At 64.3% G+C, this 15,365-nt stretch carries 12 protein-coding genes; 5 read left to right on the top strand and 7 right to left on the bottom strand.

Annotation, left to right across the window (positions count from 1 at the left end; genetic code table 11):
- Positions 1-83: 83 nt before the first annotated feature.
- The 4 genes from ACSVHC_RS14285 to ACSVHC_RS14300 form a co-directional block, all read right to left on the bottom strand.
- Positions 84-1,901, bottom strand: a complete 1,818-nt coding sequence (locus tag ACSVHC_RS14285; protein ID WP_437771419.1) for an ABC transporter ATP-binding protein — start codon at positions 1,899-1,901, stop codon at positions 84-86.
- Positions 1,898-3,727 (bottom strand): ABC transporter ATP-binding protein, encoded by a 1,830-nt coding sequence (locus ACSVHC_RS14290; protein WP_439181039.1) that lies wholly within the window; start codon positions 3,725-3,727, stop codon positions 1,898-1,900. The genes ACSVHC_RS14285 and ACSVHC_RS14290 overlap by 4 nt, the downstream gene beginning before the upstream one ends.
- 181 nt (positions 3,728-3,908) lie before the next feature.
- Positions 3,909-4,871, bottom strand: coding sequence for a metallophosphoesterase (locus ACSVHC_RS14295; protein WP_437771417.1), 963 nt, complete (start codon positions 4,869-4,871; stop codon positions 3,909-3,911).
- The gene (locus tag ACSVHC_RS14300; protein WP_437771416.1) at positions 4,864-7,185 is read right to left on the bottom strand and encodes a transglycosylase domain-containing protein; all 2,322 of its coding nucleotides are present in this window, start codon (positions 7,183-7,185) and stop codon (positions 4,864-4,866) included. Before ACSVHC_RS14300 ends, ACSVHC_RS14295 begins: the two co-directional genes overlap by 8 nt.
- On the opposite strand from ACSVHC_RS14300, the gene ACSVHC_RS14305 reads away from it, so the two are divergent.
- The 3 genes from ACSVHC_RS14305 to ACSVHC_RS14315 are packed head-to-tail and all read left to right on the top strand — an operon-like array spanning position 7,184 to position 8,807.
- Complete coding sequence (locus ACSVHC_RS14305; protein WP_009359196.1) at positions 7,184-7,339, top strand: DUF4177 domain-containing protein; 156 nt, start codon at positions 7,184-7,186, stop codon at positions 7,337-7,339. The genes ACSVHC_RS14300 and ACSVHC_RS14305 overlap by 2 nt on opposite strands.
- A 2-nt stretch (positions 7,340-7,341) precedes the next feature.
- On the top strand, positions 7,342-7,878 hold the full coding sequence (locus ACSVHC_RS14310) for a RidA family protein (RefSeq protein ID WP_439181040.1): 537 nt from the start codon (positions 7,342-7,344) through the stop codon (positions 7,876-7,878).
- 17 nt (positions 7,879-7,895) lie between these two features.
- Positions 7,896-8,807, top strand: coding sequence for an NUDIX hydrolase (locus ACSVHC_RS14315; protein ID WP_437771415.1), 912 nt, complete (start codon positions 7,896-7,898; stop codon positions 8,805-8,807).
- Between the two features lie 86 nt (positions 8,808-8,893).
- On the opposite strand, the gene ACSVHC_RS14320 is transcribed toward ACSVHC_RS14315, so the two are convergent.
- Positions 8,894-9,571 carry a Crp/Fnr family transcriptional regulator gene (locus tag ACSVHC_RS14320; protein ID WP_011775987.1) on the bottom strand — a complete coding sequence of 226 codons (678 nt, stop codon included), beginning with the start codon at positions 9,569-9,571 and terminating at the stop codon, positions 8,894-8,896.
- Between the two features lie 341 nt (positions 9,572-9,912).
- On the opposite strand from ACSVHC_RS14320, the gene ACSVHC_RS14325 reads away from it, so the two are divergent.
- Complete coding sequence (locus ACSVHC_RS14325; RefSeq protein ID WP_439180634.1) at positions 9,913-11,235, top strand: ISL3 family transposase; 1,323 nt, start codon at positions 9,913-9,915, stop codon at positions 11,233-11,235.
- A 76-nt stretch (positions 11,236-11,311) separates the two neighbouring features.
- The gene (locus ACSVHC_RS14330; RefSeq protein ID WP_437771414.1) at positions 11,312-12,496 is read left to right on the top strand and encodes a MarP family serine protease; all 1,185 of its coding nucleotides are present in this window, start codon (positions 11,312-11,314) and stop codon (positions 12,494-12,496) included.
- Between the two features lie 19 nt (positions 12,497-12,515).
- On the opposite strand, the gene aroQ is transcribed toward ACSVHC_RS14330, so the two are convergent.
- Both aroQ and ACSVHC_RS14340 read right to left on the bottom strand, forming a co-directional pair.
- Positions 12,516-12,980 (bottom strand): type II 3-dehydroquinate dehydratase, encoded by a 465-nt coding sequence (aroQ, locus tag ACSVHC_RS14335; protein ID WP_059389485.1) that lies wholly within the window; start codon positions 12,978-12,980, stop codon positions 12,516-12,518.
- A 116-nt stretch (positions 12,981-13,096) separates the two neighbouring features.
- On the bottom strand, positions 13,097-15,286 hold the full coding sequence (locus ACSVHC_RS14340; protein WP_437771413.1) for an alpha-galactosidase: 2,190 nt from the start codon (positions 15,284-15,286) through the stop codon (positions 13,097-13,099).
- Positions 15,287-15,365: the final 79 nt, after the last annotated feature.

The following is a 15,365-nucleotide window of genomic DNA, read 5'->3' on the forward strand; positions in this document are numbered from 1 at the left end:
CCGCTGCGAAAGCAACTGTTCAAGAATAGCCGATCACTCCCCGGATGCGAAATCGAAGGAAGCCGCCCCCGGGAACAACAACCTCAGACCAGCGAGTCCTTCCAGGCGCCGTGTAAGCGGGCGAAGCGTCCTCCTCCGCCGATGAGTTCGGCAGGCGTGCCGTCTTCGACGATGCGCCCCTCGTGCACCACCAGTACCCGGTCTGCGGTCTCCACAGTAGAGAGCCGGTGGGCGATGATGATGGCGGTCCGCTCGGAGTCCGTTCCGGACAACAGCCTGCCGAGGCCGGCCTGCACCAGCCGTTCGGAGGGGATATCAAGCGAAGATGTCGCTTCGTCCAGGATGAGTACTGCCGGGGCCGCGATGAATGCCCGGGCAAAGCCGATCAGCTGCCGTTGCCCGGCGGAGACACGGCCGCCGCGTTTGTTGACGTCCGTGTCGTAGCCGTCAGGCAAGGCGGAGATGAAGTCGTGCGCACCGACGGCCTTCGCAGCTTCTTCGATCTCCGCGCGGGTAGCTTCAGGCCGCCCCAAGGCGATGTTGTCCGCTACGGAGCCGCTAAAGAGGAAGGCTTCCTGGGTGACCATCACGACGGCGCGGCGCAGGTCCGCCGTCGAGAGCTCCCGGAGGTCGACGCCGTCGAGGGTCAATGAGCCTTCGGTGACGTCGTAGAAGCGGGCGATCAGCTTGGCGAAGGTCGATTTGCCGGCACCGGTCTGTCCGACGAGCGCTATGGTCTGTCCCGCGGGAATGTGAAGGTCCAGTTTGGGGACCACTACCTTTCCGTTCCCGTAGCCGAACTCGACGCCACGGAAGTCGATTTCTCCGCGGGCATGGGGCAAGGGCACAGGGTTCTTGGGTGGCCGGACCGTCGGGACTTCTTCGAGCAGGCCGGACACCTTCTCGAGCGCGGCCTGGGCGCTCTGGAAGGAGTTGTAGAACATGGCCATCTGGTCCACGGGCTGGAAGAAGCGCTTCGTTGAAAGGATCAGTGCAAGGAGCACACCCACCGCCAGGTCTCCGGAGAGCACCCGGAAGCCGCCGAAGAGCAGGACCACTGCCACGCACACGTTGCCGATGAGGACCAGGCCCGGTTGGAAGACACCGTTGAGGTTGATGGAGCGGACTGTGACTTTGCGGTAGTCCTCGGAGAGTTCGGCATACCGCTGCGCGTTCTCCGGCTCCTTGCGGAATGCCTTGATGGCCCGGATGCCGGTCATGGTTTCCACGAAGTGGACAATCAGCCTCGCGGATGCCACCCGTGATTCGCGGAAGGCGATCTGAGAGTGCTTCTGGTACCAGCGGGCCAGGAAGTACGCGGGCACGCCCGTGGCGAGCATGAGCAGACCGCTGCGCCAGTCGAGGGCAAACACGGTAAATGCCGTGAAAAGCATGAACAGGATCCCGGATGCCAGCGAGCTGACACCCGAATCGAGGAGTTCTCTCAGCGCCTCAAGGTCCGAGGTCTGGCGCGCGATGATCCGGCCGGAGGTGTACTTCTCGTGGAACTCCAAGCTGAGCCGTTGAGTGTGCCGGAAGACCCGCAGCCGCAGGTCCAGAAGCATGGATTGGCTCAGCTTTGCCGTGGAAGTGACGTAGAGGGCCGTCAAAATCGCCGTGGCGACGGCCGCGGTCAGATACAGGACGCCGGCCTGGACCACCGGCATGTTGTTCCCGGCGAGCAGCGAGGGCAGTGCGTGGTCGATGCCGAAAGCGATGATCGCCGGTCCGGCTACCCGGGTGGCCTGCGAGAGCACCACCATTACCAGCGTCAGCCAGAACCGCAACCGCACCGGGCGGATGAGTGACCCCAGTAAGGCGACCGACCGCCGTCGTACTGCTTTGCTGTCGCTGCGGCTCAGGTGTGCGTTGTCTTCATTGGCGGTTCCGAACGTGCTCATCGGCGGCCCTCCCCGGCTTGGTCCATGTGCTGTTCCGAATCCAGCTCGTGTTCCAGCTCGTCGAGTTCGAGGTCGAGGTCCTTCGGACCGGAGTCGAGGCTTGCGATCACGTAGCGGTAGTGGGCGTTGTTGGCCAACAGTTCCGTATGGGTCCCGACGGCGGTGATGCTTCCGTTTTCGAGCAGCGCCACCCGGTCGGCCAGGGCAACGGTAGAGGGTCTGTGTGCGACGATGAGCGTGGTGGTGTCCCGGAGGACTTCGCGGAGCCTGGCTTCGACGAGTTCCTCCGTGTTCACGTCCAGGGCCGATAGCGGATCATCCAACACGAGGACCTTGGGCTTGGCTGCGATAGCCCGGGCGAGCGCGATCCGCTGCCGCTGGCCGCCGGAAAGACTCAGCCCTTCCTCGCCGATGAGGGTCCCGACGCCGTCCGGCAGCGAATACGCGAAGTGCGCCTGCGCGACGTCGAGCGCTTCCTCGAGCGCGTCCTCGGACGTGTCCGGCGCGCCGAGCAGCACGTTGTCCCGGACCGAGCTGGAAAACAGGGTGGTGTCCTCGAAGGCGACCGCTACGACGGTCCTCAGCTGCTCGACGCTAAAGTCGCGGACATCCACGCCGTCAATGGTCACGGATCCTTCGGTGACGTCATAGAGCCGGGGGACCAGCTGGAGCAAGGCGCTCTTTCCGCTGCCCGTAATGCCCACGAGGGCCATGGTTTCGCCGGACCTGATGTCCAGGGTGATGTCGTTCAGGAGCCGGGCGCCGTCGTCGAAACCGAAAGCGGCGCCCTTGAAGCTCAAAGCCCCGCGCAGTTCCTTGGGTGTTCTGGGGTTCGCCGGACTGGTGATGGTGTTGGGCGTGTCCATGACCTCGAAGTGGCGGTCGAGCGCGGTCTTGGCGGTCAATGCCATGGCCAGGAGGGTCCCCGAGAATTCCACCGGTGCTGCCACAACCGCCGCGGTGCCGAAGAACGCGACCAGGGAACCGATGCTTAGCTGGCCCGTGGAGACGAGCAGGACGCCCGCCACGAGCCCGACGCCGAGCGCCAGCTCGGGCAGCAGCGTCACAACGAGGGTGAAGGTGGCTTGGTGCTTGGCCTTGGCGATCTCGGTCTGCCTCAGCTCCTCAGCCTGCTCGTTGAAGTTCTCCAGCGCTTCGCGGCTGCGACCGAAGGCCTTGAGCACGCGGATGCCGTGAACGGACTCCTCCACCGTGGTGGCGAGATCGCCTGCCTGGTCCTGGCTCAGCCGGGTCACGAGGCTGAAGCGGCGGCGGAAACGGAAGGAATAGATCATGATGGGCACCGCGGCGGCCAGGAAGATCAACGCCAGCTGCCAGCTCATTGCGAACATCACCGCGACGCCAATCACCACGGTCAAGGTGGTCACCACCAGCATGATCGCGCCGAAGGCCATCCAACGCCGCAGGAAGTTCAAGTCCGTCATCGCGCGGGACAAGAGCTGCCCTGAACCCCAACGGTCATGGAAGGAAACGGTGAGGTCCTGCAGATGCCCGTAGAGGGACACCCGCATCCTCGATTCCACGGTGGTCGCGGGATTGATGACGAACTGGCGCCGCAGCGCCACAAGCCCGGCTTCTGCGATGCCGAGTGCCAGAACCACGACGGCGGCAACCCAGACAGCGTTGGTAGGGCCGCCAGGGTGGAGGGAGCCGTTGATCAAAACCCGCAGCACCTGCGGGATGGCAAGCGCCATGATGCTGGCCAGCAGAGCGCTGACCAGCCCCATGAAAAGCCGGGGGAGGATCGGCTTAACGTGCGGATAGAGACGTTTGACGGAGGTGAAGAATGAAGTCTGTTTGGCCATGCCCGCTTCTCAACAGCTTTGTCCCCGGCGTACCGCGCCTGTCCGGCGCGATGCACGGAGGTAGTTTCCTATAGCAACTACCCTATGCCATCGTGTAACAGGATTCACAGCGCCATTGCGTTCCGTGATACGAGGTATTCGGAACCGCCCCTCGCCAGGACATGCTCGGTGGTGGGGCTGGCTATTGGCGTGCCGTCAGGGTCAGCAGAACGGCTTCCGGCCTGCACGCGATCCGGACCGGGGCGAAGCGTGAGGTGCCGATGCCGCCCGAGACGTTGACCGGCGTCGTGCGTCCGTTGTTTTCCCAGTCATGCAGCCCTTTGGCACGCCAGGTGGGTAGATCGCAATTGGCAACCAAAGCACCGTAACCGGGGATGCAGATCTGGCCGCCGTGGGTGTGTCCGGCGAGGATGAGGTCCGCGGAGTCGTTCGTGAAATGGTCCAGGACCCGTTGGTAGGGGGCGTGGATGACGGCTACGCGCAGGTGTGGGCGGGAGTCCTGTCCGACGGTGCCGCGCGGCCAGCCGGTGTAGCGTTCACGATTCAGGTGGGGATCGTCCACTCCGGAGAAATCGAAGCGGATTCCGTTGATGGGCAAGGACTGGTTCCTGTTGGTGAGGTCGATCCAGCCCGACATCCCGAATCCCGAACGCAGGCGCGGCCAATCGAGCTCGACTGGATTGTTCTTGACGCGCGACGGGCCGAGGAAATACGTGGCCGGGTTCTTGAACCGCGGGGCGTAATAGTCGTTGGAGCCCGGGACGAAGACGCCCGGGAACTTCAACAGGGGCCGCAATGCATCCAAGAGCGGAACGACGGCGTGGGGGTGGCTGAGATTGTCGCCCGTGTTCACCACGAGGTCAGGTTCAAGGGCCGCGAGCGAACGCAGCCATTCGGCCTTTTTGCGTTGGCTTGGTACGAAATGAATGTCGCTTATGTGCAGCACCCGGAGGGGAGCCGAGCCTTCGGGCAGGATGGGAACGGTCTCCTCCCGGAGCACGAACTGGTTCTTTTCCCAGAGGCCGTAAGCGAGGCCGGCAACGCCCGCAGTTGCGCCCGCACCTGCAGCTACGGCAAAGCCGCGTCCGATGCTTCGGACGCGGCTTGCCAGCGATTCCATGGCGGGCTTGGAGCCGTTAGCCATTCTTGTTTCCGTTGCCATTTCCATTGCCGCTCGGTTGAGTGCTCGGAATTGTGGTGCCCGGGATGGTGTTGCTCGGCGTCGAAGGCTTGTACCCTGGCGGATCGAGCAGGTTCGACGGCGGTGCCGGGAACGGGTTGGTTCCATAAGTGGGAGCAACCTGGGACATGTAGTTGGAGAACTGCGGGCCGGCGATCATGTAACCGTCGATGCTGGGATAGAACTTCCCGTTCACGGTGATATTACGGCCGAAGCGGGTTTGGCCACCCAGCGGATCGCCGAACCAGCTGGCCGTCGCGAGGCCGGAAGTGTAGCCCACAACCCAGGTGGAGCCGTTGCTGTCATTGGTTCCGGTTTTGGCCGCGATCGGGAAACTGGTCTTTGTGGAAATCCTGGGCTGGATCAGCGAACCGGAACCCTGGTTAAGCACCTCTTGCATGGCGTAAGCAACACCGTGGGCAACCTCCGGAGAGACTGCGTCGCGGCAGTTCGGGGACTGGGCGGGAAGCTTTGCGCCTGTCTGGTCCGTCACGGAAGTGACAGCGATGGGCTCGCAGTATTTGCCGTTGTTGGCGAACGTTGCCATGGCACTAGCCATAGTGAGCGGCGCGGTCTGCGTTGAACCGATCAGGTTACCCAGCGTCGTCATGGGAACCTTCGGATTGGCATCCGTGACCGCCCCGGACTTGTCGCGTGCAGGGTTTCCCCCGTGGATGCCCACGGCGTCGACGATCTTCTGGATGCCGCAAAGGTCCAGTTGCGATGCAGAGGCGAACGTCGCGGTGTTGATCGAGTTCATCAGACCGTAAAGGACCGTCATGGAGCGGTAGTGGGTGTCATCGGAGTTCTGGAGGTCGTAACTCCCTGTGACATTGGCGTCGTAGAAGCCATTTTCGGGGGTTGGGCAGGTGTTCCGCCAAGGGAAATTCTGCGGATACTTGCGGACCGTCGCATTGATGGTGGTGTTCATCGATTTGCCTTCATTGAGCCATTCGGCAAATGTGAAGGGCTTCATGGTAGAGCCGGGCTGGAATCCGCCCAAACCGTTAAGGTCGTTACCCTGTGGATCGACCACATCCACATTGAAATTTTGCGTCTGGTCGAACTTCCCCGGTGCGGGCAGCCACACGGTGTTCTGGGCCATGGAAACGATCTTTCCGCTGCCAGGCTGGACCGAGACGATCGTTGCGCCCCACTTATCCGGGTTGGCCCCCGTAGTGGCATCAACCTGGCTTTGGGCAACGCTCTGGGCTTTGGGATCGAGCGTGGTCTGGATAGTCAGGCCACCTCGTGCGACGCGGTTGGCGCGCTCGACCGGGGTGGCGCCGTACGCCGGGTTGTTCAGGAGCAAGTGAAGTACGTAGTCACAGAAATACGGGGCCGTAGCGGCATATGCGCAGCCTTGGCGAGGCTGGGTGACCTTGGTGGTCACCGGCGTCGCGATGGCGGCGTCATAGTCAGCCTTCTTGATCTTTCCCTGGTCCAGCATGAGGCCGAGCACCAGGTCGCGACGCTGTTTCGCGTGGTCCGGGTTCGTCACCGGGTCGTAGTAGGACGGGCTGTTGACCACGCCGGCCAGCAATGCGGCTTGCGGCAAGGTGAGGTCCTTGGCGCTGGTGCTGAAGAACAGCCTCGAGGCGGCCTCGATACCGTAAGCGTCCTTATTGAAGAAGACGATGTTGAGGTAACCCTCAAGGATCTGCTGCTTGGAGAACTTCTTCTCCAGCGCGATGGCCAGCTTCATTTCGCGGAGTTTGTCGCCGACGCCCTTGTTGACGCCGTTGAGCTTGACGTCGGAAGCCTTGTCCTGCGAAACGAGGGACTCGTTGATGACGTTGTTCACGTACTGCTGGGTGATGGTGGAGGCACCCTGCTGCTTTCCGCGCGCTGTGCTGACGATGGCACGCATGATGCCGGTGGCATCGATGCCGCCGTGCTCATAGAAACGGCTGTCCTCAACCGAGACGATCGCGTCCTTGATAAAGGGACTCATCTGGTCGAGCGAGACCCGCGTGCGGTTCTCGGAGTAGATGGAGGCGATCTGGCTGCCATCCGCGGCCAGGATGGTGGTCGCCTGGCTGGGCGGGTTCACCTGAAGTTCCGCGGGCAGCGTGTCAAAGAACTGAATGGACCCACTCGCCGCACTGCCTGAAACGGCGGCCGCGGGAACGAGCAAGCCCGCCACAAGGACACCACAAATAGCGCTCACACCGAGGAATCCGAGGATCTTTCCAAGAGTGGTGGCAGTGTCGAATAGAGGGTTCCTACGAGTCACCATGTTCACCACTTTACCGGCAAGGGCTAGTCTTTCTTTCATGACCAAATGGGAGTACGCGACGATTCCGCTCATCATTCACGCCACAAAGCAGATTCTGGACCAGTGGGGAGAGGACGGCTGGGAGCTCGTCCAGGTTGTCCCCGGACCCGACGGAAACGGACTTGTTGCATACTTGAAGAGGGAGAAGCAGTAACTATGACAACCCCCGCAGAAGCCACCGTTGGCGCGGATTCCACAGCTCCGGCATCCGCCGTCGAGCAGCGCCTTGCCGAACTGGGACTGACCCTGCCGGCTGTCGCAGCTCCGGTGGCCGCGTATGTTCCGGCCATCGTCTCCGGCAACCACGTCTACACCTCCGGACAGCTGCCCTTCATTAACGGCAAACTCGAAGCTACGGGCAAAGTCTCCAGCGGTGAAGAGGGCCTTTCGGAAGAGCCCACAGTGTCTCCGGAAGACGCGCAGATGTATGCAGCCGTCTGTGCCGTCAATGCCTTGGCTGCCGTCAAGAGCGTCATCGGGGACCTCGATCGCATCACGCGCATCGTAAAGGTCGTCGGCTTCGTGGCTTCCGATGCCTCCTTCACCGGCCAGCCCGGTGTAATTAATGGTGCATCCGAGCTCCTCAGGCGTGTCTTCGGCGACAAAGGGCAGCACGCGCGTTCCGCCGTCGGCGTTGCAGTCCTTCCGCTCGACTCTCCCGTCGAGGTCGAGTTGATCGCTGAATTCAGCTAAGGAACCGGTTCACTCAATTGCCACAACTAGCCCGACGCCTGTTTGCGTTACCCCCTGAACTAGAAGGGGCTGCACGGAATTGGCTTGAGCTCGGCGAACGGGCCCCCCGCGCCGCGCGTTTTGCATCATCTGTTGTCCTGCTCCGCGATTCGCCTACCGGCCTGGAGACGTGGATGGGTTACCGTCCCGGTTCCTCGCCGCTGGGCGTTGTCGCGTTTCCCGGCGGATCGCTGGAGCCCACCGACGAGGACGCCCTCGGCTGGCTGGGCCCCTCGCCTCAGCATTGGGCTGAGACGCTAGGGACCGCCGACGTCGGACTTGCCCGCCGCCACGTGGTGGGCGCCATCCGCGAACTGTTCGAGGAAACCGGCGTGCTTCTGGCCGGCCCTGACCTGTCCTCCACAGTGGAGGCGACATCCACTCCCGAGTGGATGAAGGCCCGCGAGGCCGTAGCAGCGCAGGACAAGTCCTTCACGGATGTCCTGGCCAAGCGCGGCCTGTCGCTGCGGACGGACCTGCTCAAGCCGCTCGTCAACTGGCTCAGCCCGGACTTCGCACACCGTCGCTTCAACACCCGCTACTTCGCGGCAACCCTACCGGTTAACCAACAGCCCTCGCTGCTGGCCAGCAAGGGTGTCTGGGGGCGTTGGGTGTGCGTTTCCAAACTTATGGCCGATCGCGAAACCACTGCGCTTGGGGACGAAATCGGCCAGGAAAACACGGTTGGCTTGCCACTGGGCCAATTGCTGGTGCCGGGCTCGGAGATCATCCTCGAAAAGATGGCCGCTGCCCAAGGCTGCATTGCGTACCTCAGCTACAAGCGGAAGCCACACATGTACCAGCCGCGGCTCGTCGAAGAGGATGGCGCACTCATGCTCGAAGTCGAAGCTGCTCGGACGGTTTCAGGGGAGCCGCAGCGGGAGCGCTGACGACACCCAAATCCGCAGGCGACAAGAAAAATGCCTGGCGACTCCGGAATTCCGGTGTCGCCAGGCATTTTCTGTGTCGCTAGAAATTACCGGGAGCGCTGGCGGAGGCGCTGCATGTCCAGGATGACTACTGCGCGGGCCTCCAGGCGGAGCCAACCGCGCTGAACGAACTCGGCAAGGGCCTTGTTGACCGTCTCGCGGGAGGCTCCGACCAGCTGGGCCAGCTCTTCCTGCGTGAGTTCGTGGGCCACCAGCACGCCGTCGGTCGCGGGCCGGCCGAAGCGGTCCGCGAGGTCCAGCAGGGCCTTGGCGACACGGCCCGGGACGTCCGAGAACACGAGGTCGGACAGGGAATCGTTGGTGCGGCGCAGGCGGCGGGCAAGGGCCTGCAGCAATTGTGCCGACACCTCGGGCCGAGTGCGCAGCAGGGCGTTGAGGCTTTCGTTCTTCAGGCCTGCCAGTCGGGTCTCGGAAACGGCCGTGGCCGTCGCGGTGCGCGGGCTGGGGTCGAACAGGGCCATCTCGCCGAAGAGCTCGCCCGGGCCGAGGATCGCCAAGAGGGATTCGCGGCCGTCCGGAGAGGTGCGGCCGAGCTTAACCTTGCCGGACACGATGAAGTAGAGCTGGTCACCCTGATCGCCCTCGCGGAAAACGGACGCTCCGCGAGAAAGGTCCACCTCTGTGAGTTCGTCCGTCAGCAGACGGAAAGCGTCGTCGTCAAGGGTGGCGAAGAGGGGTGCGCGGCGCAATACCTCGATATCCATGAAATCTCCTGAGTAAAAGTTCGGCTGGGGCGCTTCAGCCATTGTTTCAGAATTTTGTCGCCTCTGTGACGTACTTGGCAGCCGAAACGCCCTAAATCACGCGGAAGAGCCCCAAATCCGCGCCTCAATCGACCGGGAATGCCCTGCTGGGCGGCGGCTGCGCGATCTGGACGGCAGCTTGCTTCCAAAGGGGCCCTTCGCAGATGAGCGTGGTTGGGGCCGTCTGGCGCCGGGGGCAGGAGCGTGTCCTGATGCCGCTGCGGCGTGGTGCGGGAGGAGAGAGGTCAGGGCCTCTTTGAATTGGTAGCGACCAAGCTTCCAAATAAAAAAGAGACCCTGATATGCCCAATGCTACTTCCTGCCCGGGCGGTCGCTGGTGCGAGCGGGCCGACGCGCTTCTTGGTGTCGACGGTATCCACGTCTGCTCTGTCACGGCGGCCGGGACCGGCCTGGTTCTGCACGTAGAGACAGCCGAAACTCTTAGCGGTTGTCCGGACTGCGGTGTCGTCGCGGTCGGGCACGGCCGCCGGCAGGTCCGGCTCCATGACACCCCGTGTTTCGGGCGGCCGGTGCGGCTGCTGTGGGCCAAACGTGTCTGGCGCTGCCCGGACCCCGACTGCCCCAGAACCACCTTCACCGAAGAGCATGAGTTGGCCGGGCCCCGGGCAAAACTCACTGCCAGGGCCGTTGCGTGGGCGACCGACGGCCTGCAGCGTTTCGACACCTCGGTCTCCGCCCTGGCCCACCAGCTCGGCGTCTCCTGGCACACGGCCTGGGACGCCATCAAGGCAGAGGCTGCCCGGCGGATCGCAGCGACCGGCAGGCTGGCCGGGGTGAACGCGCTCGGAGTCGATGAGCATGTCTGGTCCCATACCGGCCCGCCCGGATCCGGGATGGTCACGGGAATCGTGGACCACACCCGCGACGCGAACGGTGTGGTGCACGCCAGGTTGCTGGACCTCGTCCCGGGCCGGTCCGGGAAGGCCTACGCCGACTGGCTCAAAGCCCGCGGCGAGGAATTCACCGCCGGCATCAAGACCGCCGCGCTGGATCCGTTCCGCGGCTACGCGAACGCGATCCGCGACGAACTGCCCGAAGCCATCACCGTCCTGGACGCGTTCCACGTCGTGAAACTGGGATCGGCCATGGTCGATGAGGTCCGCCGCCGCGTGCAGCAGGAAACCCTCGGGCACCGCGGCCGCAAGGGCGACCCGCTCTACGGGATCCGCCGGACCCTGCAGATCGGGGCCGAACACCTCACCGACAAACAGGCAGCCCGGCTCGACGCGAAACTCACCCTCGGGGACCCGCACCACGAAGTCACCCTGGCCTGGCAGTGCTACCAGAAGCTCCGGAACATCTACCACGCCAGGCCCGAACGGGGCAGGGAACTCGTCAACGAGGTGATCTCCTCGTTCCCGTCCTGCCCGATCCCCGAGGTCTCACGACTGGGCCGGACACTCAAACAATGGAAGACGGCGATCCTGGCCTACTTCGACACCCACGGCGCCTCCAACGGCCCCACCGAAGCGATCAACGGCGTCATCGAAACCACCCGCAGAATCGCCCGCGGCTTCCGCAACTTCACCAACTACCGACTCAGATGCCTACTCGCCGCCGGAGGCCACCGCCCCTACCGGATCAAACAAACCAACCATGCCTAAATGCGAAGAGCCTCCAAAGGGAAGCTGTCAGTCTGTGCAACTACAATTGGGGCTTACTCGGCTGTGAGGAGCTTTGGTGTTCGGCTTGACCATATTGGACCTGGCGTTGATTTTGACGCTTCTCTCCTACCTGATCTACGGACTGCGCAACGGCTTCTTCGTGACGCTCGGAGGAATCGCAGGCTTCGCAGTTGGAGCCGCGGCTGCCTTTATCGCGGTCCCGCTCGTCGGCGACTGGGTGAAGGACAGTGGCTGGAGGCTGACCGCCATTATCGGCTCGGCCGTGGTGCTCATTGTCCTTGGGCACGGGCTCGGTACCTGGATCGGCCAGAGAGTCCGCAAAGCGGTGCGCATCCAGCCCTTGCACGCCCTTGACCGCGTGCTGGGTGGTTTCGTTAGCTTGGTAGTCGCCGCTTTGGTCATGTCCATGTTGGCGTTCAGCATCGGCTCTCTGGGTGTGCCCTTCGTTTCGCAGCAGCTCGCCGATTCCAAGGTGATCCGCTTCATCGACACCATGACGCCCACGCCCGTCAAGGCCAGCGTGGCGCAACTGCGTTCCACGGTCATGGGCAACGGCATTCCGCAGCTCATCGAGGGCATCGGCCCGGTGGCTCCTGTGCCCGTTCCGAACACCAGCACGGACACCCCCGCACTCAACAATGCGGCCCAATCCGTGCTGAAGATTGCCGGTACCGCCTACCAATGCGGCCAAAACCAGACGGGTTCCGGCTTCGTGGTTTCCCCCGGCCGCGTGGTGACCAACGCGCACGTCGTGGCGGGCGTGTCGCAGCCTGTAGTTGAAATCCCCGACGGCGGTGCGTTGCCTGGTCGAGTGGTCTACTTCGACAGCCAACGCGACCTGGCCGTGGTCGCCGTCGACGGTCTCCCGACGGCGCCGCTCCAATTGAGCGCCGACCTTCCGGCCGGTTCGCCGGCGGCCTTCGCAGGCTACCCCCACGGTGGTCCGTTCCAGTCCAAGCCGGCCGCGGTGGAGGGCATCTCGACCCTGCTGGTCCCGGACATTTATGGCAACAACCCGTCCCCGGAACAGGTCTACAAGCTCGCCGGAGACGTGCAGCCGGGCAACTCGGGCGGTCCGCTGCTGACGACCCAGGGGCAGGTTGCCGGCGTGGTCTTCGCCAAGACCACTTCGGACGTGGCAGTCGGCTATGCCCTCACCATGGACGAGCTCTCGCCAGTGGCCAAGCAAGCACCATCCCTGAGCGATGCGGTGTCGTCGGGCCAGTGCACCAAAAAGTAGCCCTGCTCCGTCCGAGGATCTAGACCGCGGTGGCGAGGTAGTCGATAGCCAGCTTGTAGCCCTGGACTCCTGCGCCCACGATCACTGCGGAGCACACCGGAGACAGGTAGGAGTGGTGCCGGAATTCCTCGCGCTGGTGCACATTGGTGATGTGGACCTCGACAGCGGGAAGCTGCACTGCTGCAAGGGCGTCCCGCAGTGCCACGGAAGTGTGTGTGTAGGCACCAGCGTTGATGACAATCCCGACGGCGGTTCCGCGGGCTCCGTGTATGGCGTCCAGGAGGTCGCCCTCATGGTTGGACTGGACGCAGTCCACTGTGAAGCCGTTGGCCTCGGCGGCTGCCATGGCGAGCTGTTCGACGTCGGCCAACGTGGAAGTGCCGTACTTTTCCGGCTCACGCGTGCCCAGCAGGTTCAGGTTGGGGCCATTGAGGACGAGGATGGTGCCGCGACCGGCTTCGGTGGCGGTGGGAGCTTCAGTCATGACTCCCAATCTATCGGTGCGCCGAGCCGGTCCGGCGTTTCTTACGCTGCCCGGCTGCGCCGCGGCGCCGGACAGCGTAAGAAACACCCCACAGCGTAAGAAACGCCAAACAGCAGCTACACCGCGGTGCAGCTGAGCAGCAGCGCGTGCTCCGGGTTCAGGACCGGCATCGGAAGCCCCACCTCTGTGAGGAATCGGCCGCTCGCCTGGGCCCCGGATGGCAACCATGCCGGCGGCTGCACCTGGGTGAACGTGCGGGCATAGTCGGCATCGCCGGGGGCCGGGAAAATGGCTTGCACCCTGTAGGAACGCTCGGGGTCGAGGCCCGGAATAGCCAGCCGTCCGGGTTGTTCCGCGAACGACGTCCGGGTGCTGACGACGGCGAACAAACCGGCGTCGGCGTCGTCGGACACTACGCCGTGCAGCATCAGCGAGTCGTCCGGGACGTCCGCGCGAACCATCCGCCCGCTGTGGATGAGCCCGCGGTGGTCCTTGTAGAGGCCGATGAAGCGCTTGAGTTCCTCGCGTTCGGCGCCCTGCACCTGGCGGACGTCCCATTCCATGCCGAAATGCCCGAACATCGCAGTGATGGCGCGGAAGGAGAGATCGTGCGTGCGGGCCGTGGTGTGTGAGGTGGTGGGTCCGATGTGCCCGCCGACCAGTTCCGGTGGAACCACGACGCCGGTCCAGCGCTGGATGGTCTGCCTCTCGAGGGCGTCGTTGCAGTCCGATCCCCAGATACGATCGGTCCGCTCAAGGATGCCGAGGTCCACCCGGGCCCCGCCGGAAGAGCAGCTTTCGATCTCGACACCGGGGTGGGCCTTGCGGAGCTCGTCGAAGAGCCGGTAGGCCGCAAGGGTCTGCGCATGCACGGATGCCCGGCCTGCATGGCCATGCTCGCTGAGGTCCCGGTTCTGGTCCCATTTGAGATACTTGATGTTGTTTTCCCCAAGCAGGGCGTCGATCCGTTCGAACACGTACTGCCAGGCCGCGGGGTTGACGAGGTCGATGATGTGCTGGTGGCGCCATTCCAGGGGGAGGCGGCCGCCGTTCTTGTGGGAGAGCGCAGCGGGGCCCACGATCCAGTCGGGGTGCGCCCGGGCAACATCCGAATCCAGGTTGACCATCTCCGGCTCCACCCAGAGCCCGAATTCCATGCCGTGGGAGTTCACGGCCTCGATGAGCGGTGTCAGGCCGGCGGGCCAAAGGGTTTCGTCGACGTACCAATCGCCCAGGCCGGCGTGGTCGTCACGGCGCCCGCGGAACCAGCCGTCGTCGAGCACGAAGCGCTCAACGCCCAGTTCCGCAGCGGACTCCGCGAGCTCGATCAGGGTGTCCAGCTTGTGGTCGAAGTACACGGCCTCCCAGGTGTTCAGGACCACCGGGCGGGGCTTGCCGGCGGGGAGCCCCGTGGAAGCCGCGGGCAGGACGTGGTGCGGGCGGGACCGGAACCAGCTGTAGAAGGCTTCGCTGATGCCGTCCAGGCCGCGGTCCGAGTAGGCGGCAAACAGTGCCGGCGTGGTGTAGCCCTCGCCGGGCTGGAGCACCACTTCGGCCGGGCCCAGGAGCTCGGAGCCGCCGATCATGGTACGGCCATCGGCCACGGTGTCGGCGAATTGTTCGTGGTTGCCGCTCCAGGCCAGGTGGGTGGCCCAGACCTTCCCGTGGCGATTGCCGAATCCGGCGGTACCCGCCGCGAAAAGCAGCGAGGAATCGTGCCCCGTGCGCCCGTGGCGTCCCGTCCGCACCCAGGTCCCTTGCTGGACGGCCCTGCGCTGTGGGTGACGTTCGCGGCACCAGCGCCCGGTGAGGTCGAGGAGTTCGACGGCGTCCGGCCCCACCGGGAGGACGGTGGCCAGTTCGTCGAGCTGGAAGGGGGACGTGCCGTCGTTGACGGCAGTGTGGCGCAGCTCGAGGAGGCCGCCGGGGTGAAGGGTGAGGGTGGACGTCACGGTGATTCCGGCGTCGGGATCCTTCTGGACAATCGCTGCAGAGGCGACCGCGGAATTGCCGTCAGCCTGCACATCCATTACGCGAAGCCGGAGCGAAAAGTCCAGTCCCGGGACGCCGTCGGCGATTCGCTGGCCGCGGAGGCCCGGGCGGCCCTGCCAGGCGGAGGAGCCTTGGGGGAGGAGCGCCGCCGGTACGTTGGCGTCGACGGCGGAGTGCGGGATGGGTTCGCCCAGGATGGCGAGGTCCGGGAGGGCGCTGCCGAGATCGGCACCCCAGTGGATGACCTCGGCCTCTCCGTTATCGAAGCTGACCACCAGGCTTGTGCCGGCGGAACGGAGGTGGAGCGGGTCCATGTGCTGGTTCCCTTTCAGAGAGTGGGGGAGTGCGTTACGAGGGAGTGGAGAGTCCGGGCGCCGCCGTCAAAGGAGTGAA

This window comes from Arthrobacter sp. KNU-44 (assembly GCF_051843155.1).
Taxonomy (GTDB): domain Bacteria; phylum Actinomycetota; class Actinomycetes; order Actinomycetales; family Micrococcaceae; genus Arthrobacter.